Raw genomic sequence first — 20,590 nt, 5'->3', positions numbered from 1 at the left:
CGGATTGATTTTCCCGCCCCAGTGCGGATAAGTTCGACTACACAGCCGAGCCGTAAAGGTTCGAACCGAATTTTTCGCACTGGGGTGCCGCCAACGGCCATGAGGAGTCTTTTCGTGAATTTGCCGCCATTGTCGCAAACCGAACGCGCGGAAGCTCTCAAGAAGGCCGCCGCAGCCCGCACCATCAGGAGCGGCATCAAGCGCGAATTGAAATCCGGGGAAGTGTCGGTCGCATCGGTGATCGCCGCGGCAACCGTCAACCCCGCCCTGGGCCGGCTGAAGGTAACAGACTTATTGGAAGCCCTTCCGGGCATTGGAAAGGTACGTGCAACAGTGATTATGAGCGAGCTGGGGATTGCCCCAACCCGCCGCGTGCGAGGCCTGGGTGTACACCAGCGCCGGACACTTGTGGACTACCTGGGACAGAAGCTGTGAGCCGGCGCGACGCCGTCGTGCACGTACCGGGCGAGAACACCCTCAGGACCAAACCCCGCACCGGTGTAACGGTGCTGGCCGGGCCCACGGCCGTTGGCAAGGGCACCGTGTCGACGTTCATCCGCGACAACTACCCCCAGGTGTGGCTGTCGGTCTCGGCCACTACCCGCAAGGCAAGGCCCGGCGAAGAGGAAGGCGTGCACTACTTCTTCAAGTCGCCGGAGGAGTTCGACGAGCTCGTGGCGCGCGGGGAACTGCTCGAGTGGGCCGTGGTGCACGGACAGAACCGCTACGGCACCCTGCGCAGCACCGTCGAGGCGGCCGTGGCCGCCGGCCGCTCGGTGCTCTTGGAGATCGATTTGCAGGGCGCCCGGCAGGTCAAGGAGGCCATGCCGGAGGCCGATTTCGTGTTCCTTTCCCCGCCCAGCTGGGACGAACTCGTCCGCCGGCTAGTGGGACGCGGCACAGAAACAGCCGAAGAACAGCACCGGCGGCTGGAAACCGCTAAACTGGAACTTGCTGCCCAACCGGAGTTTGACTACACCATCGTCAACGATGATGTTAGCCGCGCCGCAGCCGAGCTTGTCACCTTGATGGGTCTTACGCCCAGTCACGTTGACTGACCGGCGTCACCCTCACACATTTTGGAGAAGTAATTGACTACACAACCCGAAGGCATCATCAACCCTTCCATCGACTCCCTGCTTGAAGCGGCGGACTCGAAGTACGGATTGGTCATCTTTGGTGCCAAGCGTGCCCGTCAGATCAACGCCTACTACGCACAGCTCCACGAGGGCTTGTTCGAGTACGTCGGCCCGCTCGTCGACACCAAGCTGAACGAAAAGTCGCTTTCCATCGCCTTCCGTGAAATCGACGAGGGCCTGCTGGTTTCCACGCCGGTCGAAACCGCGTAAGCGAATCTGTCTCAACGGTGACCGTACTGAACATAGTTCTGGGGGTGGGCGGCGGCATCGCCGCCTACAAGTCCGCCTTGTTGCTGCGCCTCTTCACCGAGGCCGGCCACAAGGTTACGGTCATCCCCACGGAGGCGTCCACGAAATTTGTCGGCGTCGCCACCTGGGAGGCCCTGAGCGGGCGTCCCGCCACCAATGACGTCTTTGACGCGGTGGACCAGGTCAACCACGTGCGAATCGGCCACGAGGCCGATTTGATCGTGGTGGCCCCCGCCACGGCCGACCTCCTGGCCAAGGCCGCCGGCGGCCAGGCAAACGATCTGCTGACCACCACGCTGCTCATGGCCCGGGGCCCCGTGCTCTTTGCCCCGGCCATGCACACCGAAATGTGGCGGCACGCGGCAACTCAGGCCAATGTGGCCACCCTGCGCTCCCGCGGCATCCATGTCCTGGACCCCGCAGTGGGCAGGCTGACCGGCCCGGACACCGGCCCCGGCCGGCTCCCCGAACCCGAAGCCATCTTCGCCGCCGCGCTAGCTCTTGTGCCGGGAGTCCTCGTGGCGGAATCGGCCACCACCGATGCAGCCACGACCGATGTAGCCACCTCTGATGCGGTCACCCCCGTGCCAGATACGGCAGCCGCTGTGGCAAATGGCGCGGCTGCGCTCTACGGCAGGCACGTCGTCATCACGGCCGGCGGCACCCGCGAACCCCTTGACCCGGTTCGCTTCCTCGGCAACAAGTCTTCCGGCAAGCAGGGCGTGGCCCTGGCCGAATCCGCCCTGGCCGCCGGCGCAACCGTGACCTTTATCCACGCCCACATGGATGTCGCGCCACCCGCCGGGGCAACCCTGCAGGCCGTCGAGACGGCCCTGGAACTGCGCTCGGCCACGCTGGCCGCCGCCGGCTCGGCCGACGTCGTCATCATGGCCGCCGCCGTGGCGGACTTCCGCCCCTCAAATGTGTCGACCGGGAAGATCAAAAAACGCGACAACGTCGCCGATCCCGTCATCAACCTTGTCCGCAACCCCGACATCCTGGTGGAGGTCGTGGCACACCGTGCCGCCCAAAACCAGCGGCAGCTGATTGTCGGCTTTGCCGCCGAAACCGGCGACGCCGAATCCGACGCCCTGGGCTATGCGCGGGAAAAACTGCGCCGCAAGGGTTGCGACCTGCTGGTCGTCAACGAGGTCGGCCCGGGGGAGTCCGGCGCCGAGAAGGTCTTCGGCCAGGACGCCAACCGCGTGCACATCCTTTCCCTCGACGGCGCTGCCCCTGTGCAGGCCGCCGGCAGCAAGCGCACGGTGGCGGACGCCGTCGTCGAACTCGTAGCCGAACGCCTTGGCCCCGGCTAGTCTGTAGTTGTCCGGCTAGTCCCAAGCGGTCAAAGCAGTATCAGTGTTGCCGTCCATGTCTTATCCACCGTGTCCCGCGGAACGAACCCAGTAAAGTAGAAACGTGACTTCAGCGAACCCCATGCGCCTGTTTACCTCCGAATCCGTGACCGCAGGCCACCCGGACAAGATCTGCGACCAAATCAGCGATGCCATCCTTGACGCGCTCCTGGCCGAGGACCCCAATTCCCGCGTGGCCGTGGAGACCATGGCCACCACCGGGCTGGTGCATGTGGCCGGCGAGGTCACCACCAACGCCTACGTGGAAATCCCGGCGATCGTGCGCAACACGATCCTCGACATCGGCTACGACTCCTCCGCCAACGGATTCGACGGCGCACGGTGCGGCGTCTCCGTCTCGATCGGCCAGCAGTCCCAGGACATCTTCGACGGCGTGTTCAACGCCCTGGAGGTCCGTGAAGGCACCGCGGTGGATGAATACGACACCCAGGGTGCCGGCGACCAGGGCTTGATGTTCGGCTACGCCAGCAACGAGACCGCGTCGTACATGCCCACCCCCATCTTCCTGGCACACCGGCTCTCCGAACGCCTGACGGCAGTGCGCAAGTCCGGCGAGCTCGCCTACCTGCGCCCCGACGGCAAGACCCAGGTGACCATCGGCTACGACGGCGACACCCCCGTCTCCGTGGACACCGTGGTGATCTCCAGCCAGCACGCCGAAGGCACCTCGCTCGAGAAGCTGCGCGCCGACCTGGCCGAGTTCGTGATCGCCCCCGTCCTGGGTACCTCGGGCCTGGACCTGAGCGCCATCAAGATGTACCTGAACCCGGCCGGCCCGTTCGTGGTGGGCGGGCCCGTGGGCGACGCCGGCCTGACCGGCCGCAAGATCATCGTCGACACCTACGGAGGCATGGCCCGCCACGGCGGCGGCGCGTTCTCCGGCAAGGACCCGTCAAAGGTCGACCGTTCCGCCGCCTACGCCATGCGCTGGGTGGCCAAGAACGTCGTAGCCGCCGGGCTTGCCAGCCGCGCCGAGGTGCAGGTTGGCTACGCGATCGGCAAGGCCAACCCGGTGGGCACCTACGTGGAGACGTTTGGCACCGAAACCGTTGACCCGCGCCGCATCGAGGCCGCCATCAAGGACATCTTCGACCTGCGCCCCATGGCCATCATCAACGACCTTGACCTGAAGCGCCCTATCTACGCCAAGACGGCCGCGCACGGCCACTTTGGCCGCGACGATCCGGACTTCACCTGGGAAAACCTGGACCGGGTGGACGCGCTGAAGACATTCTTCAACGCCTGACACTTCCGTAATCCACAGGCTTTCGATATACACAGCTAAGCACAGGCCGCCGACCAAACGTCGGTGGCCTGTGCTTAGCTGGTTTCAGGACACAAACACCGGCCAAATTCGGCCGTACATCAGCACGGCCATGAATCGGCGAGGCCATGAATCGGCGCGGCCGCAAATCAGCAAGGGAGGACGCCATGGAACAACCACCGGAACACGGCGTCCAGTTGAGCCTTCTGGGCGGTTTTGTCGGACGTGAGCGCGTGGCGGATCCTCACAGCGGGGTGGAACTTGCCCGCGAACTCCCCGTGGCCCGGGTGGTCATCGACTCCCCGCTGCCGCACCTGGACAGGATCTTCGACTACTCCGTGCCGAAGGAACTCGACGCCGTGGCGCAGCCGGGCGTGCGGGTCAGGGTCAAGTTCTCCGGCCAGGACCTCAACGGATTCCTGGTCGAGCGGGTTGGTGAATCCGACAGTGAACGGCTGATCCCGCTGGCGCGGGTGTATTCGGCCGTGCCGGTGCTGACCCCGCACGTCATTGAGCTGGCGCGCCGCGTGGCAGCACGGTGCGCCGGGACGGTGGCCGACGTGTTGCGCGTGGCTGTCCCGCCCCGGGTGGCCAGCCTTGAAAAGGGATACCTGAAGGTGGCCGCGGAATGCGAGGCCGCAATGGCTGCCGGTACAGCTGCTGGAAATGCCGGCGGGCAGGTTTCCGGACCCATCCCGGCCGAGCCGCCGCCCGCCGCCCATCCCGGGGCCTCCCTCTTTTCCGGGTACACGCACGCCGAGGAGTTCCTGGCAGAACTGGCCATGGGAGCCTCCCCGAAGGCCGTGCTGTCCGCCCTGACCGGATTTGGGCCCGGCTCCTGGCACCACCAGATCGCCCAGGCCGTGGCCTACTGCCAACTTTCCGGCCGGGGAGCGATCGTGGTGGTGCCCGATCTGCGCGACCTTGACCTGGTGGACAAGGCGTTCAAGGCGGTGCTGCCCGCGGACAGTTACGTGAAGCTGACGGCCGACGACGGCCCCACGCTGCGCTACGACAACTTCCTGCGCGTGCTCTCCGGGGATGTGCGCATCGTGATCGGCACCCGATCGGCGGCCTACGCCCCGGTGGCCGATCTGGGCCTGGTGTGTTGCTGGGACGACGGCGACGAACTCCACATTGAACGCCGCGCCCCTTACCAGCACAGCCGTGACGTGCTGCTGCTGCGCTCGGAGGCGGAGGGCGCCGCCGTACTCATGGCCGGGCACAGCCGCAGCTGTGAATCGCAACGCCTGGTGGCCACCGGTTGGGCCATGCCGCTCGTGGCGCAGCGGACAGTGGCCCGCTCCGCGACCGCCAGGGTTATCAGCACGGCCGACAGCTTCGAGCAGGAACGCGACCCGCTGGCCGCGCTGGCACGGTTACCGCACCGGGCCTGGGAGACCGCCAGGTCCGCCCTTGCCGCCGGCCCCGTTCTGGTTCAGGTGGCGCGCACCGGATACGCCCCGGCGCTGGCCTGCCAGCGTTGCCGCGAGGTGGCGCGGTGCACCAACTGCACCGGACCGCTCATGCAATCCCGGGCCGACGGTTCCGCCCAGATCCTGGTGACCTGCCGTTGGTGCGGCGAAGCCGAGACCCATTTCAGCTGCCCCACTTGCGGCAACCAGACGTTGCGGGCCATCACCGTGGGTGCGTCCCGCACGGCGGAGGAGCTCGGCAGGGCGTTCCCGTCGGTGCCCGTGATCTCCTCCTCCGGGGACCACATCAAGGCCGTGGTGCCTGACCGTCCGGCGATCGTGGTGGCCACCGTCGGGGCGGAGCCTGTGGCGCTGCACGGATACGCGGCGGCCCTGCTACTTGACGGTGATTCCCTGCTGCGGCGCGAATCGCTGCGCTCGGGCGAGGACACCCTGAGACGCTGGATGAACGCCGCGGCCCTCGTGCGCCCCGCCAAGGACGGCGGCACCGTGGTGGTTACGGCGGAGGAGTCGGTGGAAGTTGCTGCACTTGTCCGCTGGGACCCGGCGGGCTATGCCGAACGCGAGTTCACCCTGCGGCACGAGCTGATGCTGCCGCCGGCAGTGCGCATCGCGTCCCTGACCGGGGACGAGGCCGACGTTGCCGCGTTTGCCGCGGCCCTGGACCTTCCGGAGGCGGTGCGGGTCATTGGACCGGCACCGCTGGCCGGTACGCGGCAGGGCGGGCCGGACCCCGACGACGCACCGCCCTACCGCACCCTGCTGTTCTTTCCCTACGCAATCGCCGGCACCGTCACCGCGGCCATGCGGTCATTGAAGGCGGCCAATGCGGCGCGCCGGGTGGGATCCCCCGTGCAGGTTCGCTGCGACGGGGTCGACGTCATCTAGGACCGTTCCGCGCGGTGCTGTGTTGATACGCGGTCTTAGTGCTCCGCCTCTGCCGCAGCCTTCTTCTTGGCGCTCTTCTCGGCGTCCTTCTCCGCGCGCAGGACCTCCGCGTCGTGTTGTTCCTCTGCCTTTTCATGGTGGATGACCTCGGCGAAGAGCTTCTCCATCTCCTTCGCGACGCCGGCGGCCGAGGCCGGGTTCTGGCCCGTCACCAGCCGCTCGTCCACCACCACCATCTCCTCAAAGTCGCCCGCGGAGACGACAATGGCCCCAAGCTCCGCAAGCCGGTCGGCCAGGAAGAACGGGATGACCTTGTCCTTTCCCGCGGCAACCTCCTCGGCGTTGGTGAAGGCGGCCACCCTCCGGCCCTGGACCAGGTTGAGTCCGTTCTTTTGTTTGACGTTCAGCAGGCCGGCCGGTCCGTGGCAGACCGCGCCCACCAGGCCGCCGGAGTTGTAGACGCTGGCAACAATTTTCTGCAGGCCTTCACTTTCCGGGAAGTCCCACATGGTGCCGTGGCCGCCCACGAGGTAGATGGCGTCGTACTGCCCGGGATCGACCACGTCGACGCGGGCCGTGTTGTAGAGGCCGGCGCGCGTGGCCTCGTCATTCGTGAAGGCGAGCTGGATGGGGTCGTGCGTGTCCACCTCGTCGCGCGGTGGTTGGCCGCCCTTGATGGAGGCGAAGTCGACGAAATGCCCGGAATCCTTGAAGACTTTCCAGGGATGTGCTGCCTCGGCGACGTTGTAGCCGGTCTTCTCTCCCGTATCGGCAATCTCGGAAACGCTGGTCAGTACCATGAGGATTTTCTTCATGAAGTGCTCCTTCCGTCCAGTTCCCACCCTAGGCGCGTGGGCGGCAAGCTGCCAGTCCGGGGCGGATTCGCCAGGCGTGTCCCGACGGGCGGACGTTCTCTAGAGCGTTTCCTCGCGGACATGCCACGGTGAGCCGTAGCCGGCAGGCTCGGGGGCGGCGAGCAGCTCAAGGAACGGATCGGCGTCGAACGCCTCCGGCCCCAAGACTCCCGCACCGGTCCAGGTTCCGGCGGCCAAAAGTTCCAGGGCGACCACGGGGTTGACGGCGGTCTGCCACACCACGCACTGGCTGTCGTAGTTTTCCATCGACCAGGCGTTGTCCACCACATGGTACAGATACGTCCGGCGCGGACGGCCGTCCTTGCCGGTCCCGGTCACGAGCAGCCCGGCACAGGTCTTGCCGGTGATCTTCGGGCCCAGGCCGGCCGGATCAGGCAAACATGCCGCCACCACGTCACGCGGGCTCACGTGGACACCCTTGACGTTGACCGGCGTCGTGGAGTCCAGCCCAAGCTTGTGCAGCACGCGCAGCACCTCGATGAATTCGTTGCCGAGGCCGTACTTGAACGTCACCGTTTTGGCTTGAACCCAGCGCGGCATGAGCAGCACCTCCTCATGCTCCACGTTGACGCACTCCACGGGTCCGATCCCGTCGGGAAAGTCAAAGACTTCGGGATCGCTGAACGGTTCGGTCGTCGTCCAGCCCGCGTCCGCCGTGTAGATGACCGGCGGGTTAAGGCACTCCTCAATGGTTGTCCAGATGGAGAAGGAGGGCGCGAAATCGTACCCGGCCACCACCAGGTTGGCGCCGTCACGGACGCCGAGCTCGTCGATATCGGAGAACAAGTGCTTCTGCGCGTAAGCGGCGAACACGTCGGAAAGACCCGGTTCGACGCCGATCCCCACCAGGGCCAGCCGGCCGGCGGCCTCCCATTCCCCGGCTAGGTCAAATTGCAGGTCGCCAAGTTTTACGCCGGTCAGCTCGTACGGCTGCTCGGGGTGCGGGGTGGAGAGTGACATGGCCATGTCGAGATAGGTGGCCCCGGCAGTGCCGGCGGCGGTGAAGATCGGCATGACAAACCGTGGATCCACGGCGTTGAAAACGTGCGTGATGCCGTGTTCGGTGATCGCGGCAGCCACGGCGTCGGAGTTGGAGGCGTCAAGTGCCAGCGCACTGAAGCGGTGTCGCTGGGCGGCCGGGACGGCTTCCACCACGGCTTCCGCACGGGCGAGAGCGTAGTCGGCCACAATCCACGCATCAAAGAAGTTCCTTCTTGCGGCGATCTTTGCCGCAGCCCCGCCCACGCCGCCGGCCCCGACGCACAGGACCCTCATGCCACCTCCTCCTCGGCGTGGGTGCGGCGGGGGAGTGTCTCACCACGGAAGAAGTGTGGCCGCCGGAGCCGCCAGATGAGCATCAGGATGACGCCCAGCAGCAGGCCGCCTACCCCCACCACGGCCTCGGCGCCAATACCGAAGATCGTCACGTTGTTGCCGTTGGCGTCCAGCAGCCAGTCCGGCTGGGCGAAGTTGTACAGGCCGTATACGAACACGAATGCCAGCATCAACCCGCCGGCCATCGGGAACACGCCGCGCATGACGAAGTTTCGGAACGATTTTGTCAGGGTACGGCGGTAGTACCAGGTGCAGGTAAACCCCGTCAGCCCATAGTAGAAGGCGATCATCAGGCCGATGGAACCGATCAATGCCAGCAGCAGGGACGGGCTGATGAACGTGAAGATCAGGTAGAAGACCGCGGAGACAACACCCATGCCGATCGTGGACCAGGTGGGCGTCAGGTACTTCGGATGCATCCTGGCGAACTGTTCCGGGAGCGCCTTGTAGACGGCCATCGACAGCGACGTCCGCGCCGTCGGCAGGATGGTCGTCTGCGTCGATGCGGACGCCGAGGTCAGGATGGAGAAGCCCAGCAGCGTCATGAGGATCGAGCCGAGTACGCCCCCACCAAACAGGGTGGGCCCGATCGCGGAGAACACGTCGCCGGAGTTGTCCGGGTTCGCCAGCCCAATCCCCTTGTCGCCGACGCCGGCAAAGGCGACCGCTGCCACCGTCACCACTGCGTAGGTCGCCAGCAGCAGGAAGGTGCTGATCACGGCCGCCCGCCCGGGGGTCTTGCCGGGGTCCTTCGTCTCTTCGTTGACGGACACCGCGCTGTCCCATCCCCAGTAGATGAAGATGGCCGTCAGCATGGCCGGGGCGATCGTCTGGCCAAAGTCGAGGGTGAAGGGGTTGAACCAGTCCCATTGCGGCACCAGGGAGTAGGGTTCTGCCGTGCCAGAATAGACGCGGGCCAGGGCAAACACGGCGAAGAAGACCAGGATCACCACTTCGAAGGACAGCAGTACGTATTGCACACGGGCCGAGATCTCAATGCCCCGGTAGCAAATCCAGGTCATGAGGGCAATCCACAAGAGGCCGGCGATGGTTGTGGCCACCGTGTTTGACGAAAGCGCAGCGACGCCGGGCAACCCGAAGCCGCCCACGAACGTAAACGAGTAAGACCCCGCAATCTGCGCCAAGTTGGACATCACGATCACGTCGGCAATGATGATGCCCCACCCGCCCATCCAGCCCGTCACGGGGCCAAAGGCGCGGGATGCCCACGTGAAGGTGGTGCCGCAGTCGGGCTCGGCCTTGTTCAACTCCTGGTACGCGACGGCGATGAGGTACATCGGAATGAAGGCCAGCAGGACGATGCCCGGGGCCTTGACCCCGGCCACCAGGCTGCCGCCGACGACGATGAACCCCAAGCTGGCGGCGAGGCTGTAGGCGGGGGCCGTGGAAGCCACCCCCACCACAATGGAGGAGACGAGGCCAAGTGCCCCGCCTTTTAGTCCCTTGCTGTCGACTTCCCTTGATCCAGTATCTGGTGTGGTGGACATGCACGTTCCTGCCGGTCGGGCCGGAAGATCCGGCGATCCACAAGCCCAACCTCCCCACCCAGCGTCAAGGGGTCGGTCTCACTACATATCGCACATAATGCCGCTGCATGCGGATGGGCGCAAGTATTTTCTTGATCAGTGCCCGGCGCTCGAACATTTTGCCGTGGCTTCAAGATTCTTCCGTCAGTTCTTCGATGGCCCCGATCGCAATCGAAACCGGTATGAGCGGGGGAGTTGAGGCCTTTGCCGACGGCGGGCAGGAGTATCCGGCGGGCGAGATCCATGCGGGCTTTTCGCCGGGTGACCCGTTCAATTCCGGTGTCCATCCGTCCAGGATCTTCGATTCCGGGCCCCTTGCCAAGTCCGGGCCCTGCCGCGTTTTGGACACGGCCCTTCTCCCGTCGCGGGCCTTGCGGTCCTTGAAGTGCTTGAGTCGATGGTGGACGCCACATTCGCTCGACAGGTTTTCGGGAACTGACGCACCGCCGTCCTCCCAGGCAAGAAGATGGTCCAGTTCGGTGTCATCCGTGACCGTGTTGCAACCCGGGAAGGAACAGGTGCCGTCCCGTGCGTGCAGCAGGGCCCTGACCGCTCCCGTGACGCGGTATTGTTTCGGGTCCATCGACAAATACTCGTTGGTGCAGGGGTCCACCATGATCCGGTACACCGTGGGACACCCGCCGGCCAGCTCCCGTGCCATGCGGGGCGGGATGGGCCCGTAGCCCTCGAGTTCGGCCGGTTCGATGGAGCAGCCGAGCAAGGTCAGCAGCGGCACTGTCACCAAAACCTGGGCCCGCGGGCGTGGCTGCCCGCCCGGGCCGCTGTCGCTTGCCTGCGTGCTGCCGGTTTCCAGCAGCCATTCCGAAAGCACGTCGACGCGCAGCTGCGTCAGCGTCCGGTGTTCGCCGGGGCCTTGGAGGGTGCGCGCCGTGCGGCTTGCCTGGTTCCAGATTCCCTGTGCGGAGTCCGCGGGCAGGAACATCGAAAGCCAGGACATGCCGTCGCGGTCCGGCAACAGCACCAGTTTTCGGTCGGCAGCGGCCTTCGCATGCCGGGCGGCCAGGCTTTCGGGGTGGGTCCGTTCCCTGAGGCGCCTGGCCTGGAGGAGGAATTTTGCCGTTGTCGTCCCGGGCGCCAGCTCCAGCAATTGGTGCTCAAAGCCGCGCAGCGATTCTTCCGGGATTGCCTGTTCCCCGGACGGGCCTTTGATTCCCTCGAGGGTTTCGAGGTGATCCAGGACCACTGTGGCGTTGCGCCATGAGATGGAGCCGGCGGACAGTGCGTCCAAGGTGTCCGGGTGGGCCCTGACCAGGGCGATGCTTTGCCTTTTTAGTTCCCCTCCCGATCGTTGGGGGAGCGTCAGCGCGGCGCAGAGTTCGGCCGTTGTGGAGATTGCCAGGATCTCCCGCTGCCATGGGTCAAGCCCGGCCACGACGCCGAGCCGGGTGGACGCGGCATCGAGTCGTTCGACCGTCCTCGCCTTGAGCGCCGCGAGCCCGGATTCGATAAGGGCAAGGCTGCGCAGCGTCGAGACCGCGCACAGGTATTCGGCCTCGGCCAGCGCTTCGGGCGAGTCAATGCCCAGGTCTGCGGATGAGATGGGCGGCCGGCGCTCCGGCGCCAATGGGTTGGAAGATCAACCTCCCGAGACAACCCCGCGGGAGGGGGAGCCGGCGGCTGAGCAACCGGGTAGGAGGCGACGATTCCAGGTGCCGGCGACCACGATCCCGCGGAAGGCTGCTTGCCTTCGCTGCCGGGGTTCACCGCGTGCTGGACTTTCTCCATATGACTATTTTAGAACCCGAAGGGGAACTGGTAAACGGTTAAAACAAATATATGGATAAGTTCTAGAACGGGTGTGCCTGTGGAGGAATCAATCGCGCATGGAATGCCTAGCGGCGAAGCTCCCCGGCGATCTCCAGCAGTTCCCGTGCGGAGGCCTCCCAGCTGAACGTGGCCGCCTGCGCCACGGACGCCGTCGAACTCGCGGCCCACGCAGGCTGCGAGTCCAGGGCGAGCACGGCCGCGGCGAAGGCCGTGGGGGAGTCGGCCGGCACATAGTGTGCCGCGTCCCCTCCCACCTCACGGAAGATCTCGGTGTCGGCCACCACCACGGGGGTGCCCAATGCCATGGCCTCCACGAGCGGCAGGCCGTAGCCTTCGGCCTTGGAAAGTGTGACAAGTGCCGTGGTGCGCAGGAGGAGTTCGTCGTATTCGGCGTCGGTGACCCCATTGTGGAAGACCACGGCGGCGCCGGCCGGAACCTGTGCCTCCAGTTCGGCCCGCCGCTCCGGCGTGATGCGGCTGAGCAGGTTCAGGGTGAAGCCGGGCAGTTCCGCCATGCCGGCAATGAGCGTCTCGACATTTTGTACGGCATGAAGGAGCCCATATACGTCAATGACTTTTCCGGCACGACGGCGGGATCGCGCGGCACACGGTTGCCCTGGGGTGCGTTGCCCACGATCTTGACGGGCCGCTTCGTCAAGCGGTGCCGGCGCATCAGGCCCAGGGTCGTGTTGCTAATGGTCGCAACCACGTCGGCCCGGTTCAGCAGCACCCGCTGGGGCCAGTACGCCTTGTGGTACAGGCGCCACAGCACCCGCACGGGCGCCGGCAGGAAACCGGGAGGGGCCGGGTGCTCGTAATAGATGAGGTCGTGCAGGGTCAGCACCAGCGGGTACTTCCTGCCCCAGCTGCCCATGGTTTGCATGGGACAGAACACCAGGTCGGCGTCGAGCTTGTTCACGTGCCGGGAGACCAGCAGTTCCAGCGGGGACAGCGGCGAGTTGATCTTGACCCAGGGCAGCTCGGGCAGTAGCGCCAGCTGCCGTTCGTCGTGGATCAGCATGGTCACGTCGGCATGGGGTGCGACGGCGGCCATGAGGGACGCGCCGTAGCGGCTGATCCCGTCGTGGTGGTCCAGCCGGGTGAAGCGGGCGTCCATGACGATTTTGGGCCGGTCGGGGCGGGGGAGTGGTGTGGGGGTGTTGCCGTGGCTCACGGGGCGGGGTGCCTTTCGAGGAAGTCGATGATGGCCGCTGCCGCCGGGGCCGGTGTTTCGTAGTGGATGAGGTGGCCCACGTCGGGGATGACCACTAGTTCGCCCTGGGGCAGCAGATCCTTCAGGACGTGTTGCGTGGGCAGCGTGGCGATCTCGTCCTGAGCGCCGGCAATGAGCAGGGTGGGGAGGGCCAGTTGCCCGGCCACCTCGCGGACCGTGCCGCCAACCGATGCCTGGAAGGATTCCAGCAGCATGTCCCGGTTGGCGAAACCGCTGAAGTACGCGTGATGTTGGCCGTGAATGAACGCCAGCAAATCCGGATCCTTGGTTTTGGCCATGGTCACGCTCATGACCCGCACAATGAGCTTGCTGCGCAGCAGGGCGTTGCCCAGCGCAGCCGGAAGCTTGGCCGAAGCCCAGTAGTAGAACACCGCAAGCTTGGTCATGACGCCCTTGGGGCCCTCGAGGGCCGGTGCCGCGATCGGGTTGACCAGGACCAGCGGATACACCCGGCCCGGGTGGGATGCGGCGAAGTGGCTGGCCACGATGGAGCCGAAGGAATGGCCCAGCAAGACGGTGCCGGCACCCAGCGCCAGCGTGTCCAGGAAACCGGCAAGGAACTGCCCGTACCCGTCAATGCTGTGTGCCGTGCCGGCAAAGGCGGGGGAGCGGCCGAACCCCGGCAGGTCGGGCATGATGACCCGGTGTTCGGGCAGCAGCTCCACGACCCGTTCCAGCCCGTGGTGGTCGCCGCGGAAGCCGTGCACCATGACGATGGTGCGGCTTTCCGGCGTCCAGTCCCGCGGGGCGTAGTCCCAGTAGTGGACGGCCGTGCCGGCTACGTCCACCGTGTGCTCGTTGACGCGTCCGGCCAGGTCCACGGTGACGGGCTTGCGCACGGGTGCGGTGTTTTCCTTCACTTTCTCATCCACCGGTCCGCGCCTACTTCATGGCGCCGGGGTCGGAGCCGGAACGCCGGCCGCTGTCCATGGCGGCCAGGGTGTCCATCTCGGTCCCGCTGAGGACAAAGTCGAAGACGTTCAGGTTTTCGGCAATCCGGGCCTGGCTGCTGGCCTTGGGGATCACCAGGTGGCCGGACTGGACGTGCCAGCGCAGCACGATCTGCGCCACGGACTTCCCGTGGGCCGCGGCCAGTCCCGCGAGCGTGGCGTCCTCCAGCAGTCCGCCGCGGGCCAGCGGGCTCCACGCCTGCGTGGCGATGCCCAGCTCGGCGTGCAGGGCGCGCAGCTCGCGCTGTTGCAGCCACGGGTGCAGTTCAATCTGGTTGACGGCCGGCACCACGTCCGTGGCGTCCATCAGCCGGTGCAGGTGCTCGGGTTCGAAGTTGCTGACGCCGATGGCCCGCACCCGGCCCTCGCCGTACAGCGTTTCCAGGGCCTTGTAGGTGGGGATGTAAAGGTCCTGGGCCGGGCAGGGCCAGTGGATCAGGAACATGTCGAGGTACTCAAGGCCCAGCCGGTCCATGGATTCGCCAAACGCGGCCAGCGTTGAGTCGTACCCCTGGCGGTCGTTCCAGACCTTGGAGGTGACGAAGATCTCCTCGCGCGGGAGCCCGCCGTCCACGGCGGCCCGGACGGCTTGGCCCACACCTTCCTCGTTGGCGTACAGCGCCGCGGTGTCCACGGTGCGGTAGCCGGCGTCGAGCGCCGTGGAGACAAGGTCGGCGCAGTCGGGGGCGGGAACCTTGTAGACGCCGTAGCCGAGCGCGTCAATGAGGACGCCGTTGTTCAGGGGGACTTTGGGAGCCAAATGCATATGGATGACTCTACCGAAGCATTGCGGCTCCGGCGTGTGCGGCGCGGCCGTGCGGGTGCGCCGGCTACAGCCCGTCCAGGGTGTTCAGGAAGCCGAAGATCGGGTCGGTCGAGCTGCTTTCCGCCTCGACCAGCTCGCGGGCCGTGCTTTCGTCAAGGATCAGGTCGGTGGCGAGGCCGGCCGCGAGGGCGCCGCGCAGCCCCTTGATTTTCCTGGCCCCGGAGACGACGCAGATACGACGCCGGACCGTGCGCAGGCTTGCCAGGCTGGGCCCGCTGGAACGGTCGTTGAGGACGATGCCCGCATCGCTGCCGTCGTCGCGGAAGAAGACCGTCGCGACGTCCCCGGCCACGCCGGAGGCCTCCAGGGCATCGAGGTCGGTGCCGTCCAGGTATCCGCCGGAGTAGACGTGGCTGGGGACGTCGGCATTCATGGAGCCCACGCCGAAGATGGCGATCGTCATCCGTTCCTGCAGGTCGAGGATGCGCCGGACGCTGCGTTCCTGCCACATCATGCGCTTGGTTTCGGCGTTGTCGAAGAAGGCCGGGACCGGGAATTGCTCCACCTTGGCGCCGTAGGCGGTGCCAAAGCGCCGGATGATCTCCGAGGCGTAGGTGATGCCCGTGGTCTGGGTGTTCCCGGCCCCGTTGAGCTGGACGATCGTGGTCCCGTGGGTGGTCTTTCGGGTCAGGTGCCGGCTGACGGCGCTGAGCGTGGATCCCCAGGCCACGCCGATCACGGCGTTGGAATCCACGAGCGGGGTGATGGTGCGGGCGGCCTGCATGCTGACCCGTTCCAGCACGTCCATCTCATTGAGGGTGTCGGCCACGGGGACCACGTGCACGTCCACCTTGTAGCGGGTGCGGATGGCCCGTTCCAACTCGGGCGCCCGGTCCGACGGCGTCTTGATCTGGATCTGCACCAGGCCGCTTTCCCGGGCCGCCGAAAGGAGCCGGGAGACGGTGGATCGGGAGGTCCGCAGCTCCCTGGCAATGGCGTCCATGGTCTGGTCCTGCAAATAGTACATTTGTGCAGCCCGGAGGGCGTCGGACTGCTTTGTTCGCTTGCTGGGCACGATCCGTCGGACCTTTCTGCACGTTTGTGCAAACATGTTGACTATATTTTCCAAGTATTCCAACAATAATGGGAACAGGCGCCCATGGCGCAACAAATACGGGGCTCGAATGAGGTCAACTTGAGAATCCTAGGCAATGCCGGCAAGAACGAATCATCCAACAATGGTGCGGTGTCAACGCGGCCCCAAGTGGCGGCCTTGCGTGAACGCCCGCAGGCGAAGGTCTTGATTATCGGCGGCGGCATCAACGGCGTCGGCACGTTCCGTGACCTGGCGCTGCAGGGAATCGACGTTGCACTGGTGGAGCGCGGCGACTACTGCCAGGGCGCCTCCGGAGCCTCGTCCCACATGATCCACGGCGGCATCCGCTACCTCGAAAACGGTGAGTTCCGCCTGGTCCGCGAGTCCGTCGTCGAACGCAACCGCCTGCTGAAGATCGCCCCGCACTATGTCAAGCCGCTGCAGACCACCATCCCGATCTTCAGCACGGTCTCCGGCATCATGGCCGCCCCCCTGCGCTTCCTGACCCACAAGCAGGGAAAGCCGCAGGAGCGTGGCGCCGTCCTGATCAAGGCGGGCCTGACCATGTATGACGCCTTCTCCCGCGACGGCGGCAGCGTCCCCCGGCACGAGTTCAAGGGCCGGAGCAAGGCGCTGGCCGAGCTGCCCGCCCTGAACCCCGGCATCAAGTACACGGCCACGTACTACGACGCCTCCGTGCACAACCCGGAGCGGCTGACCCTTGACGTCCTCCAGGACGGCGAGAAGGCCGGCGTAACGGCTGACGGCACCGCCAAGGCACGTGCCACCAACTACCTTGCGGTCACCGCGATCACCGACGACGGCGTCGAACTGACGGACCAGCTCACGGGCGAATCCTTCACGTTCACGGCGGACGTCATCGTCAACACGACCGGTGCCTGGGTCGACCAGACCAACCAGGCCATGGGCGCCGTCACGAAGTTCATGGGCGGCACCAAGGGCTCCCACATCGTGCTGGACCACCCGGAACTGCTGGCCGCCTGTAACGGTCGCGAGATCTTCTTCGAGCACACCGACGGCCGGATCGTGCTCATCTACCCCATGGGCGACCGCGTCCTGGTCGGCACCACCGACGTCAACGCGGACATGAATCAGGACGCCGTCTGCACCGAAGCGGAGATCGATTACTTCTTCGACCTGGTGGGCCACGTGTTCCCGGACATCGCGGTCACCCGTGAGGACATCGTCTACAGCTTCTCCGGCGTGCGCCCGCTGCCGCGCCACGACGAGACCGCCCCCGGGTTTGTCTCCCGCGACTACCGGATCGAACGTGCCGACCGCGCCATTGCCGGCGCCACCGTGCCCGTGCTGAGCCTGGTGGGCGGCAAGTGGACCACGTTCCGGGCCCTCTCCGAGCACATGAGCAACGACGTCCTGGCCATCCTCGGCGTCGAGCGCAAGATGTCCACCGCGAAACTGGCCATCGGCGGCGGCGTCAACTTCCCGGCCAACGACGCCGGCATCGAGGCCTGGATCGCCGCCCACGTGAGCGACACGATCGACGCCGCCCGGGCCGGTGTGCTGCTGACCCGCTACGGCACACGGGCCGACGACGTGGTGGCCTACCTTGCCGCCGGCGAGGACGCCGCCTTTGAGTCGACCCATGAGCTGAGCGTCCGCGAGATCGCGTTCATGGTGGAGAACGAACAGATCGGCCACCTGATCGACGTGCTGATCCGCCGCACCTCCCTGGCCTTCCGCGGCCTGGTCACCAGCGAATTGCTGGCCGAAACGGCGGCGGCCCTCGCCGGGCCGCTGGGCTGGAATGCGGAAACCAGCCAGCGCGAGATTGCCCATGCCCAAGATGTTCTGGCCCGTTTCCACGGTGTCCAGGTGCAAAGCTTGATCGCCTAACAGCCCCTGGGGCGACGGGGCTCAAGAGTGGCGGGGCATGCACGCCCTGCCATCTAAATTGAATAACAAGAAGGAGTCAAAGATGTCTCTTGGAATTATTTACCTCTCCGAGGTGATGGGAACCATGATGCTGACCCTGCTGGGTTGCGGCGTTGTGGCAAACGTTGCCTTGAAAGGGACGAAGGGCAACGCCGGTGGGTTCCTCCTGGTGAACTGGGGTTGGGGCCTTGCCGTCATGAGCGGTGTGTTTGTCGCCGCGAAGTCCGGCGCCCACCTGAATCCGGCCGTTACGGTTGGCGTGATCGCCAGTGGCGCGAAGGACTTCGTCCCCGGAGTGCCGGTCAGCTTCGGCTCCACGCTGACCTACTTCGGCGGTGAAATGACGGGTGCCTTCCTCGGCGCCGTCGTTTGCTGGCTCGCATACAAGCAGCACTTTGACAGCGAGCCCGACGCCGCCACCAAGCTCGGCGTGTTCTCCACCGGCCCGGCGATCCGCAGCTACGGCTGGAACGTCGTCACGGAAATCATCGGCACCTTCGTGCTGGTCTTCGTGATCCTGCACTTCGGCGGCGGCGTGACGGGCCTTGGCCCGCTGCCCGTGGCCCTGTTGGTGGTCGGCATTGGCGCCTCACTCGGTGGGCCCACCGGCTACGCCATCAACCCGGCCCGTGACCTGGGGCCGCGCATTGCCCACGCACTGCTGCCCATCAAGGGCAAGGGCTCCAGCGACTGGAGCTACGCCTGGGTCCCGGTTGTCGGCCCGCTGATCGGCGGCCTGCTCGGCGGACTCATGTCGCAGTGGCTTCCCCTCATCGTCAAATAGGCCTCATCGTCAAATAGGCACTGTCAAGTAAGCACTGTGTCGAGTAAGCACTGTGTCGAGTAAGCACTGTGAAGAAAAGGTCCACGCAACAATTTCGCACCGGCAGCACTAAGTAAAGGAAACAAGGATGTCTCAATACGTTATTGCCATTGACCAGGGAACCACCAGCAGCCGGGCCATCGTGTTCGACCACGACGGCAACATTGTCTCCACCGGCCAGCTGGAGCATGAGCAGATCTTCCCGAAGGCCGGCTGGGTTGAACACAACGCCACCGAGATCTGGAACAACACCCGCGAGGTGATTGGTACGGCACTGGCGCAGGCCAACCTGACCCGTCACGACATCGTCGGCGTCGGCATCACCAACCAGCGCGAGACCGCCGTCGTCTGGGACAAGAACACCGGCGTCCCCGTGTACAACGCAATCGTCTGGCAGGACACCCGCACCCAGCCGATCGTCGACGAGCTCGCGGCCGACGGCGGCGTCGAACGTTTCAAGGCCAAGGTTGGCCTGCCGCTGGCCACGTACTTCTCCGGCACCAAGATCAAGTGGATCCTGGACAACGTGGAGGGCGCCCGGGCCAAGGCCGAGGCAGGGGACCTCCTGTTCGGCAACACCGACAGCTGGGTCACCTGGAACCTGACCGGCGGACCGGACGGCGGCGTGCACATCACCGACGTCACCAACGCCTCCCGCACCCTGTTCATGGACCTGGAAACCCTCGCGTGGGATGAGGAAATCCTGGGCATCTTCGGCGTGCCGAAGTCCATGATGCCCACCATCAAGTCCTCCTCCGAGGTCTACGGCACCGTGCACACCTCGCAGCTGCTGCGTGAGGTCCCCGTGGCCGGCATCCTGGGTGACCAGCAGGCCGCCACGTTCGGCCAGGCGGCGTTCCAGACCGGCGAAGCCAAGAACACCTACGGCACCGGCTGCTTCCTGATCTTCAACACGGGCGAGGAAATCGTCCACTCGAAGAACGGCCTGCTCACCACGCTCGGCTACAAGCTCGGCGACGCCAAGCCGCACTACGCGCTGGAGGGCTCCATCGCCGTCACCGGATCCCTGATCCAGTGGCTGCGCGACAACATCGGCATGATCAGCTCCGCCCCCGAGGTTGAGGAGCTGGCGGCAGCGGTGGAGGACAACGGCGGCGTGTACATCGTCCCGGCGTTCTCGGGCCTGTTCGCACCGTACTGGCGTTCCGACGCCCGCGGCGCGATCGTGGGGCTGACCCGCTTCGTGAACAAGAACCACATCGCCCGGGCAGCCCTGGAGGCCACCGCCTTCCAGACCCGTGAGGTGCTCGACGCCGTCAACGCCGACTCCGGCGTGGACCTGACCGAACTGAAGGTCGACGGCGGCATGGTCGCCAACGATGCCCTCATGCAGTTCCAGGCCGACATCCTCGGCGTGCCGGTCATCCGCCCCAAGGTCACCGAGACCACGGCACTTGGTGCCGCCTATGCCGCCGGCCTGGCCGTCGGCTTCTGGAAGGACCTGGGCGAGCTGTCCAGCAACTGGGCCGAGGACAAGCGCTGGGAGCCCAACATGGACCCCGCCGAGCGCGACCGCCAGATGCGCCTCTGGAAGAAGGCCGTCACCAAGTCCATGGACTGGGTCGACGACGACGTGAAGTAGTCCGCTCGGCGCATGCGCCGCAGCAACCTTCGTCGAGAAGGGCGCCCGACCGCCTTCTCGCCTTTGGTTGCCGTGGACCGTCCGGCGCAGAACTCGCGGCCGGTTTTGCGCAGAACACTGTTCTGCGCAAAACCGGCGCCGAATTCGGTGCCCGCCGATACGCCGCCGTCGACCTCGCAACTTAGTTTTGTATGTGCGCTAAAGTAGAAAGATGCATACCGAGCTCCTCCTTAGATAGCCGCAAATACCTTTGCGGCCGCCCCTTGCTGAGTCGAGGGCTTTTGTGTGTAAAGAGCATGACAGCGTA

The 20,590-nt window shown here is 65.8% G+C and carries 16 protein-coding genes and 1 pseudogene; 9 read left to right on the top strand and 8 right to left on the bottom strand.

Annotated elements, in window-relative coordinates; translation table 11 throughout:
• The first annotated feature begins 114 nt into the window (after positions 1-114).
• The 6 genes from mihF (at position 115) to AL755_RS12365 (ending at position 6,352) form a co-directional block, all read left to right on the top strand.
• Positions 115-435, top strand: a complete 321-nt coding sequence (gene mihF / locus AL755_RS12390) for an integration host factor, actinobacterial type (RefSeq protein ID WP_192841673.1) — start codon at positions 115-117, stop codon at positions 433-435.
• A 17-nt stretch (positions 436-452) separates the two neighbouring features.
• Entirely contained in the window at positions 453-1,058 is a 606-nt protein-coding gene (gene gmk, locus AL755_RS12385) for a guanylate kinase (protein WP_054013039.1), read from the top strand.
• A 33-nt stretch (positions 1,059-1,091) separates the two neighbouring features.
• On the top strand, positions 1,092-1,349 hold the full coding sequence (gene rpoZ, locus AL755_RS12380) for a DNA-directed RNA polymerase subunit omega (RefSeq protein WP_044575390.1): 258 nt from the start codon (positions 1,092-1,094) through the stop codon (positions 1,347-1,349).
• 26 nt (positions 1,350-1,375) lie between these two features.
• Positions 1,376-2,704, top strand: a complete 1,329-nt coding sequence (locus AL755_RS12375) for a bifunctional phosphopantothenoylcysteine decarboxylase/phosphopantothenate synthase (RefSeq protein ID WP_054013038.1) — start codon at positions 1,376-1,378, stop codon at positions 2,702-2,704.
• Between the two features lie 121 nt (positions 2,705-2,825).
• A complete protein-coding gene (gene metK / locus AL755_RS12370) occupies positions 2,826-4,010 on the top strand; it encodes a methionine adenosyltransferase (protein ID WP_054011265.1) in 1,185 nt (394 codons plus the stop codon).
• 185 nt (positions 4,011-4,195) lie between these two features.
• Positions 4,196-6,352, top strand: coding sequence for a primosomal protein N' (locus AL755_RS12365; protein WP_054011264.1), 2,157 nt, complete (start codon positions 4,196-4,198; stop codon positions 6,350-6,352).
• 35 nt (positions 6,353-6,387) lie between these two features.
• Here AL755_RS12365 and AL755_RS12360 read toward each other — a convergent pair whose 3' ends face one another.
• The 8 genes and pseudogenes from AL755_RS12360 to AL755_RS12325 all read right to left on the bottom strand — a co-directional run bounded on the left by AL755_RS12360 (position 6,388) and on the right by AL755_RS12325 (position 15,874).
• Positions 6,388-7,167: a type 1 glutamine amidotransferase domain-containing protein gene (locus AL755_RS12360; RefSeq protein ID WP_054011263.1), complete on the bottom strand. Its 780-nt coding sequence runs from the start codon at positions 7,165-7,167 to the stop codon at positions 6,388-6,390.
• 99 nt (positions 7,168-7,266) lie between these two features.
• Complete coding sequence (locus AL755_RS12355) at positions 7,267-8,502, bottom strand: saccharopine dehydrogenase family protein (protein ID WP_054011262.1); 1,236 nt, start codon at positions 8,500-8,502, stop codon at positions 7,267-7,269.
• A complete protein-coding gene (locus AL755_RS12350; RefSeq protein ID WP_082369232.1) occupies positions 8,499-10,070 on the bottom strand; it encodes an APC family permease in 1,572 nt (523 codons plus the stop codon). The genes AL755_RS12355 and AL755_RS12350 overlap by 4 nt, the downstream gene beginning before the upstream one ends.
• 169 nt (positions 10,071-10,239) lie before the next feature.
• Positions 10,240-11,694: an HNH endonuclease signature motif containing protein gene (locus AL755_RS12345; RefSeq protein ID WP_054011261.1), complete on the bottom strand. Its 1,455-nt coding sequence runs from the start codon at positions 11,692-11,694 to the stop codon at positions 10,240-10,242.
• Between the two features lie 268 nt (positions 11,695-11,962).
• A pseudogene (locus AL755_RS12340) lies at positions 11,963-13,014 on the bottom strand (glycosyltransferase family 4 protein).
• A gap of 53 nt (positions 13,015-13,067) precedes the next feature.
• Positions 13,068-14,003 carry an alpha/beta fold hydrolase gene (locus AL755_RS12335; RefSeq protein WP_445290503.1) on the bottom strand — a complete coding sequence of 312 codons (936 nt, stop codon included), beginning with the start codon at positions 14,001-14,003 and terminating at the stop codon, positions 13,068-13,070.
• Between the two features lie 10 nt (positions 14,004-14,013).
• Positions 14,014-14,847: an aldo/keto reductase gene (locus AL755_RS12330; RefSeq protein WP_054011260.1), complete on the bottom strand. Its 834-nt coding sequence runs from the start codon at positions 14,845-14,847 to the stop codon at positions 14,014-14,016.
• Between the two features lie 64 nt (positions 14,848-14,911).
• On the bottom strand, positions 14,912-15,874 hold the full coding sequence (locus AL755_RS12325) for a sugar-binding transcriptional regulator (protein WP_237762678.1): 963 nt from the start codon (positions 15,872-15,874) through the stop codon (positions 14,912-14,914).
• A gap of 132 nt (positions 15,875-16,006) precedes the next feature.
• Here AL755_RS12325 and AL755_RS12320 point away from each other — a divergent pair, with 132 nt between their 5' ends.
• From AL755_RS12320 to glpK, 3 genes are all read left to right on the top strand, one after another.
• Positions 16,007-17,818 carry a glycerol-3-phosphate dehydrogenase/oxidase gene (locus AL755_RS12320; protein ID WP_082369230.1) on the top strand — a complete coding sequence of 604 codons (1,812 nt, stop codon included), beginning with the start codon at positions 16,007-16,009 and terminating at the stop codon, positions 17,816-17,818.
• Positions 17,819-17,900: 82 nt separating this feature from the next.
• Positions 17,901-18,641 carry an MIP/aquaporin family protein gene (locus AL755_RS12315; RefSeq protein ID WP_054011258.1) on the top strand — a complete coding sequence of 247 codons (741 nt, stop codon included), beginning with the start codon at positions 17,901-17,903 and terminating at the stop codon, positions 18,639-18,641.
• A 127-nt stretch (positions 18,642-18,768) separates the two neighbouring features.
• Positions 18,769-20,283, top strand: a complete 1,515-nt coding sequence (glpK, locus tag AL755_RS12310; RefSeq protein ID WP_054011257.1) for a glycerol kinase GlpK — start codon at positions 18,769-18,771, stop codon at positions 20,281-20,283.
• The last annotated feature ends 307 nt before the right edge of the window (positions 20,284-20,590 follow it).

Source organism: Arthrobacter sp. ERGS1:01 (assembly GCF_001281315.1).
Lineage (GTDB): Bacteria > Actinomycetota > Actinomycetes > Actinomycetales > Micrococcaceae > Specibacter.
The sequence above is the reverse complement of the archived record's forward strand: the minus strand, read 5'-3'. Positions and strand labels throughout refer to the sequence as shown.

Excerpts from the sequence above, each read along its gene's own strand:
- metK (WP_054011265.1), top strand. The coding sequence starts at position 2,826 with ATGCGCCTGTTTACCTCCGAATCCGTGACCGCAGGCCACCCGGACAAG.
- AL755_RS12365 (WP_054011264.1), top strand. The coding sequence starts at position 4,196 with ATGGAACAACCACCGGAACACGGCGTCCAGTTGAGCCTTCTGGGCGGT.
- AL755_RS12360 (WP_054011263.1), bottom strand. The coding sequence starts at position 7,167 with ATGAAGAAAATCCTCATGGTACTGACCAGCGTTTCCGAGATTGCCGAT.
- AL755_RS12355 (WP_054011262.1), bottom strand. The coding sequence starts at position 8,502 with ATGAGGGTCCTGTGCGTCGGGGCCGGCGGCGTGGGCGGGGCTGCGGCA.
- AL755_RS12350 (WP_082369232.1), bottom strand. The coding sequence starts at position 10,070 with ATGTCCACCACACCAGATACTGGATCAAGGGAAGTCGACAGCAAGGGA.
- AL755_RS12330 (WP_054011260.1), bottom strand. The coding sequence starts at position 14,847 with ATGCATTTGGCTCCCAAAGTCCCCCTGAACAACGGCGTCCTCATTGAC.
- AL755_RS12325 (WP_237762678.1), bottom strand. The coding sequence starts at position 15,874 with ATGTACTATTTGCAGGACCAGACCATGGACGCCATTGCCAGGGAGCTG.
- AL755_RS12320 (WP_082369230.1), top strand. The coding sequence starts at position 16,007 with ATGGCGCAACAAATACGGGGCTCGAATGAGGTCAACTTGAGAATCCTA.
- AL755_RS12315 (WP_054011258.1), top strand. The coding sequence starts at position 17,901 with ATGTCTCTTGGAATTATTTACCTCTCCGAGGTGATGGGAACCATGATG.
- glpK (WP_054011257.1), top strand. The coding sequence starts at position 18,769 with ATGTCTCAATACGTTATTGCCATTGACCAGGGAACCACCAGCAGCCGG.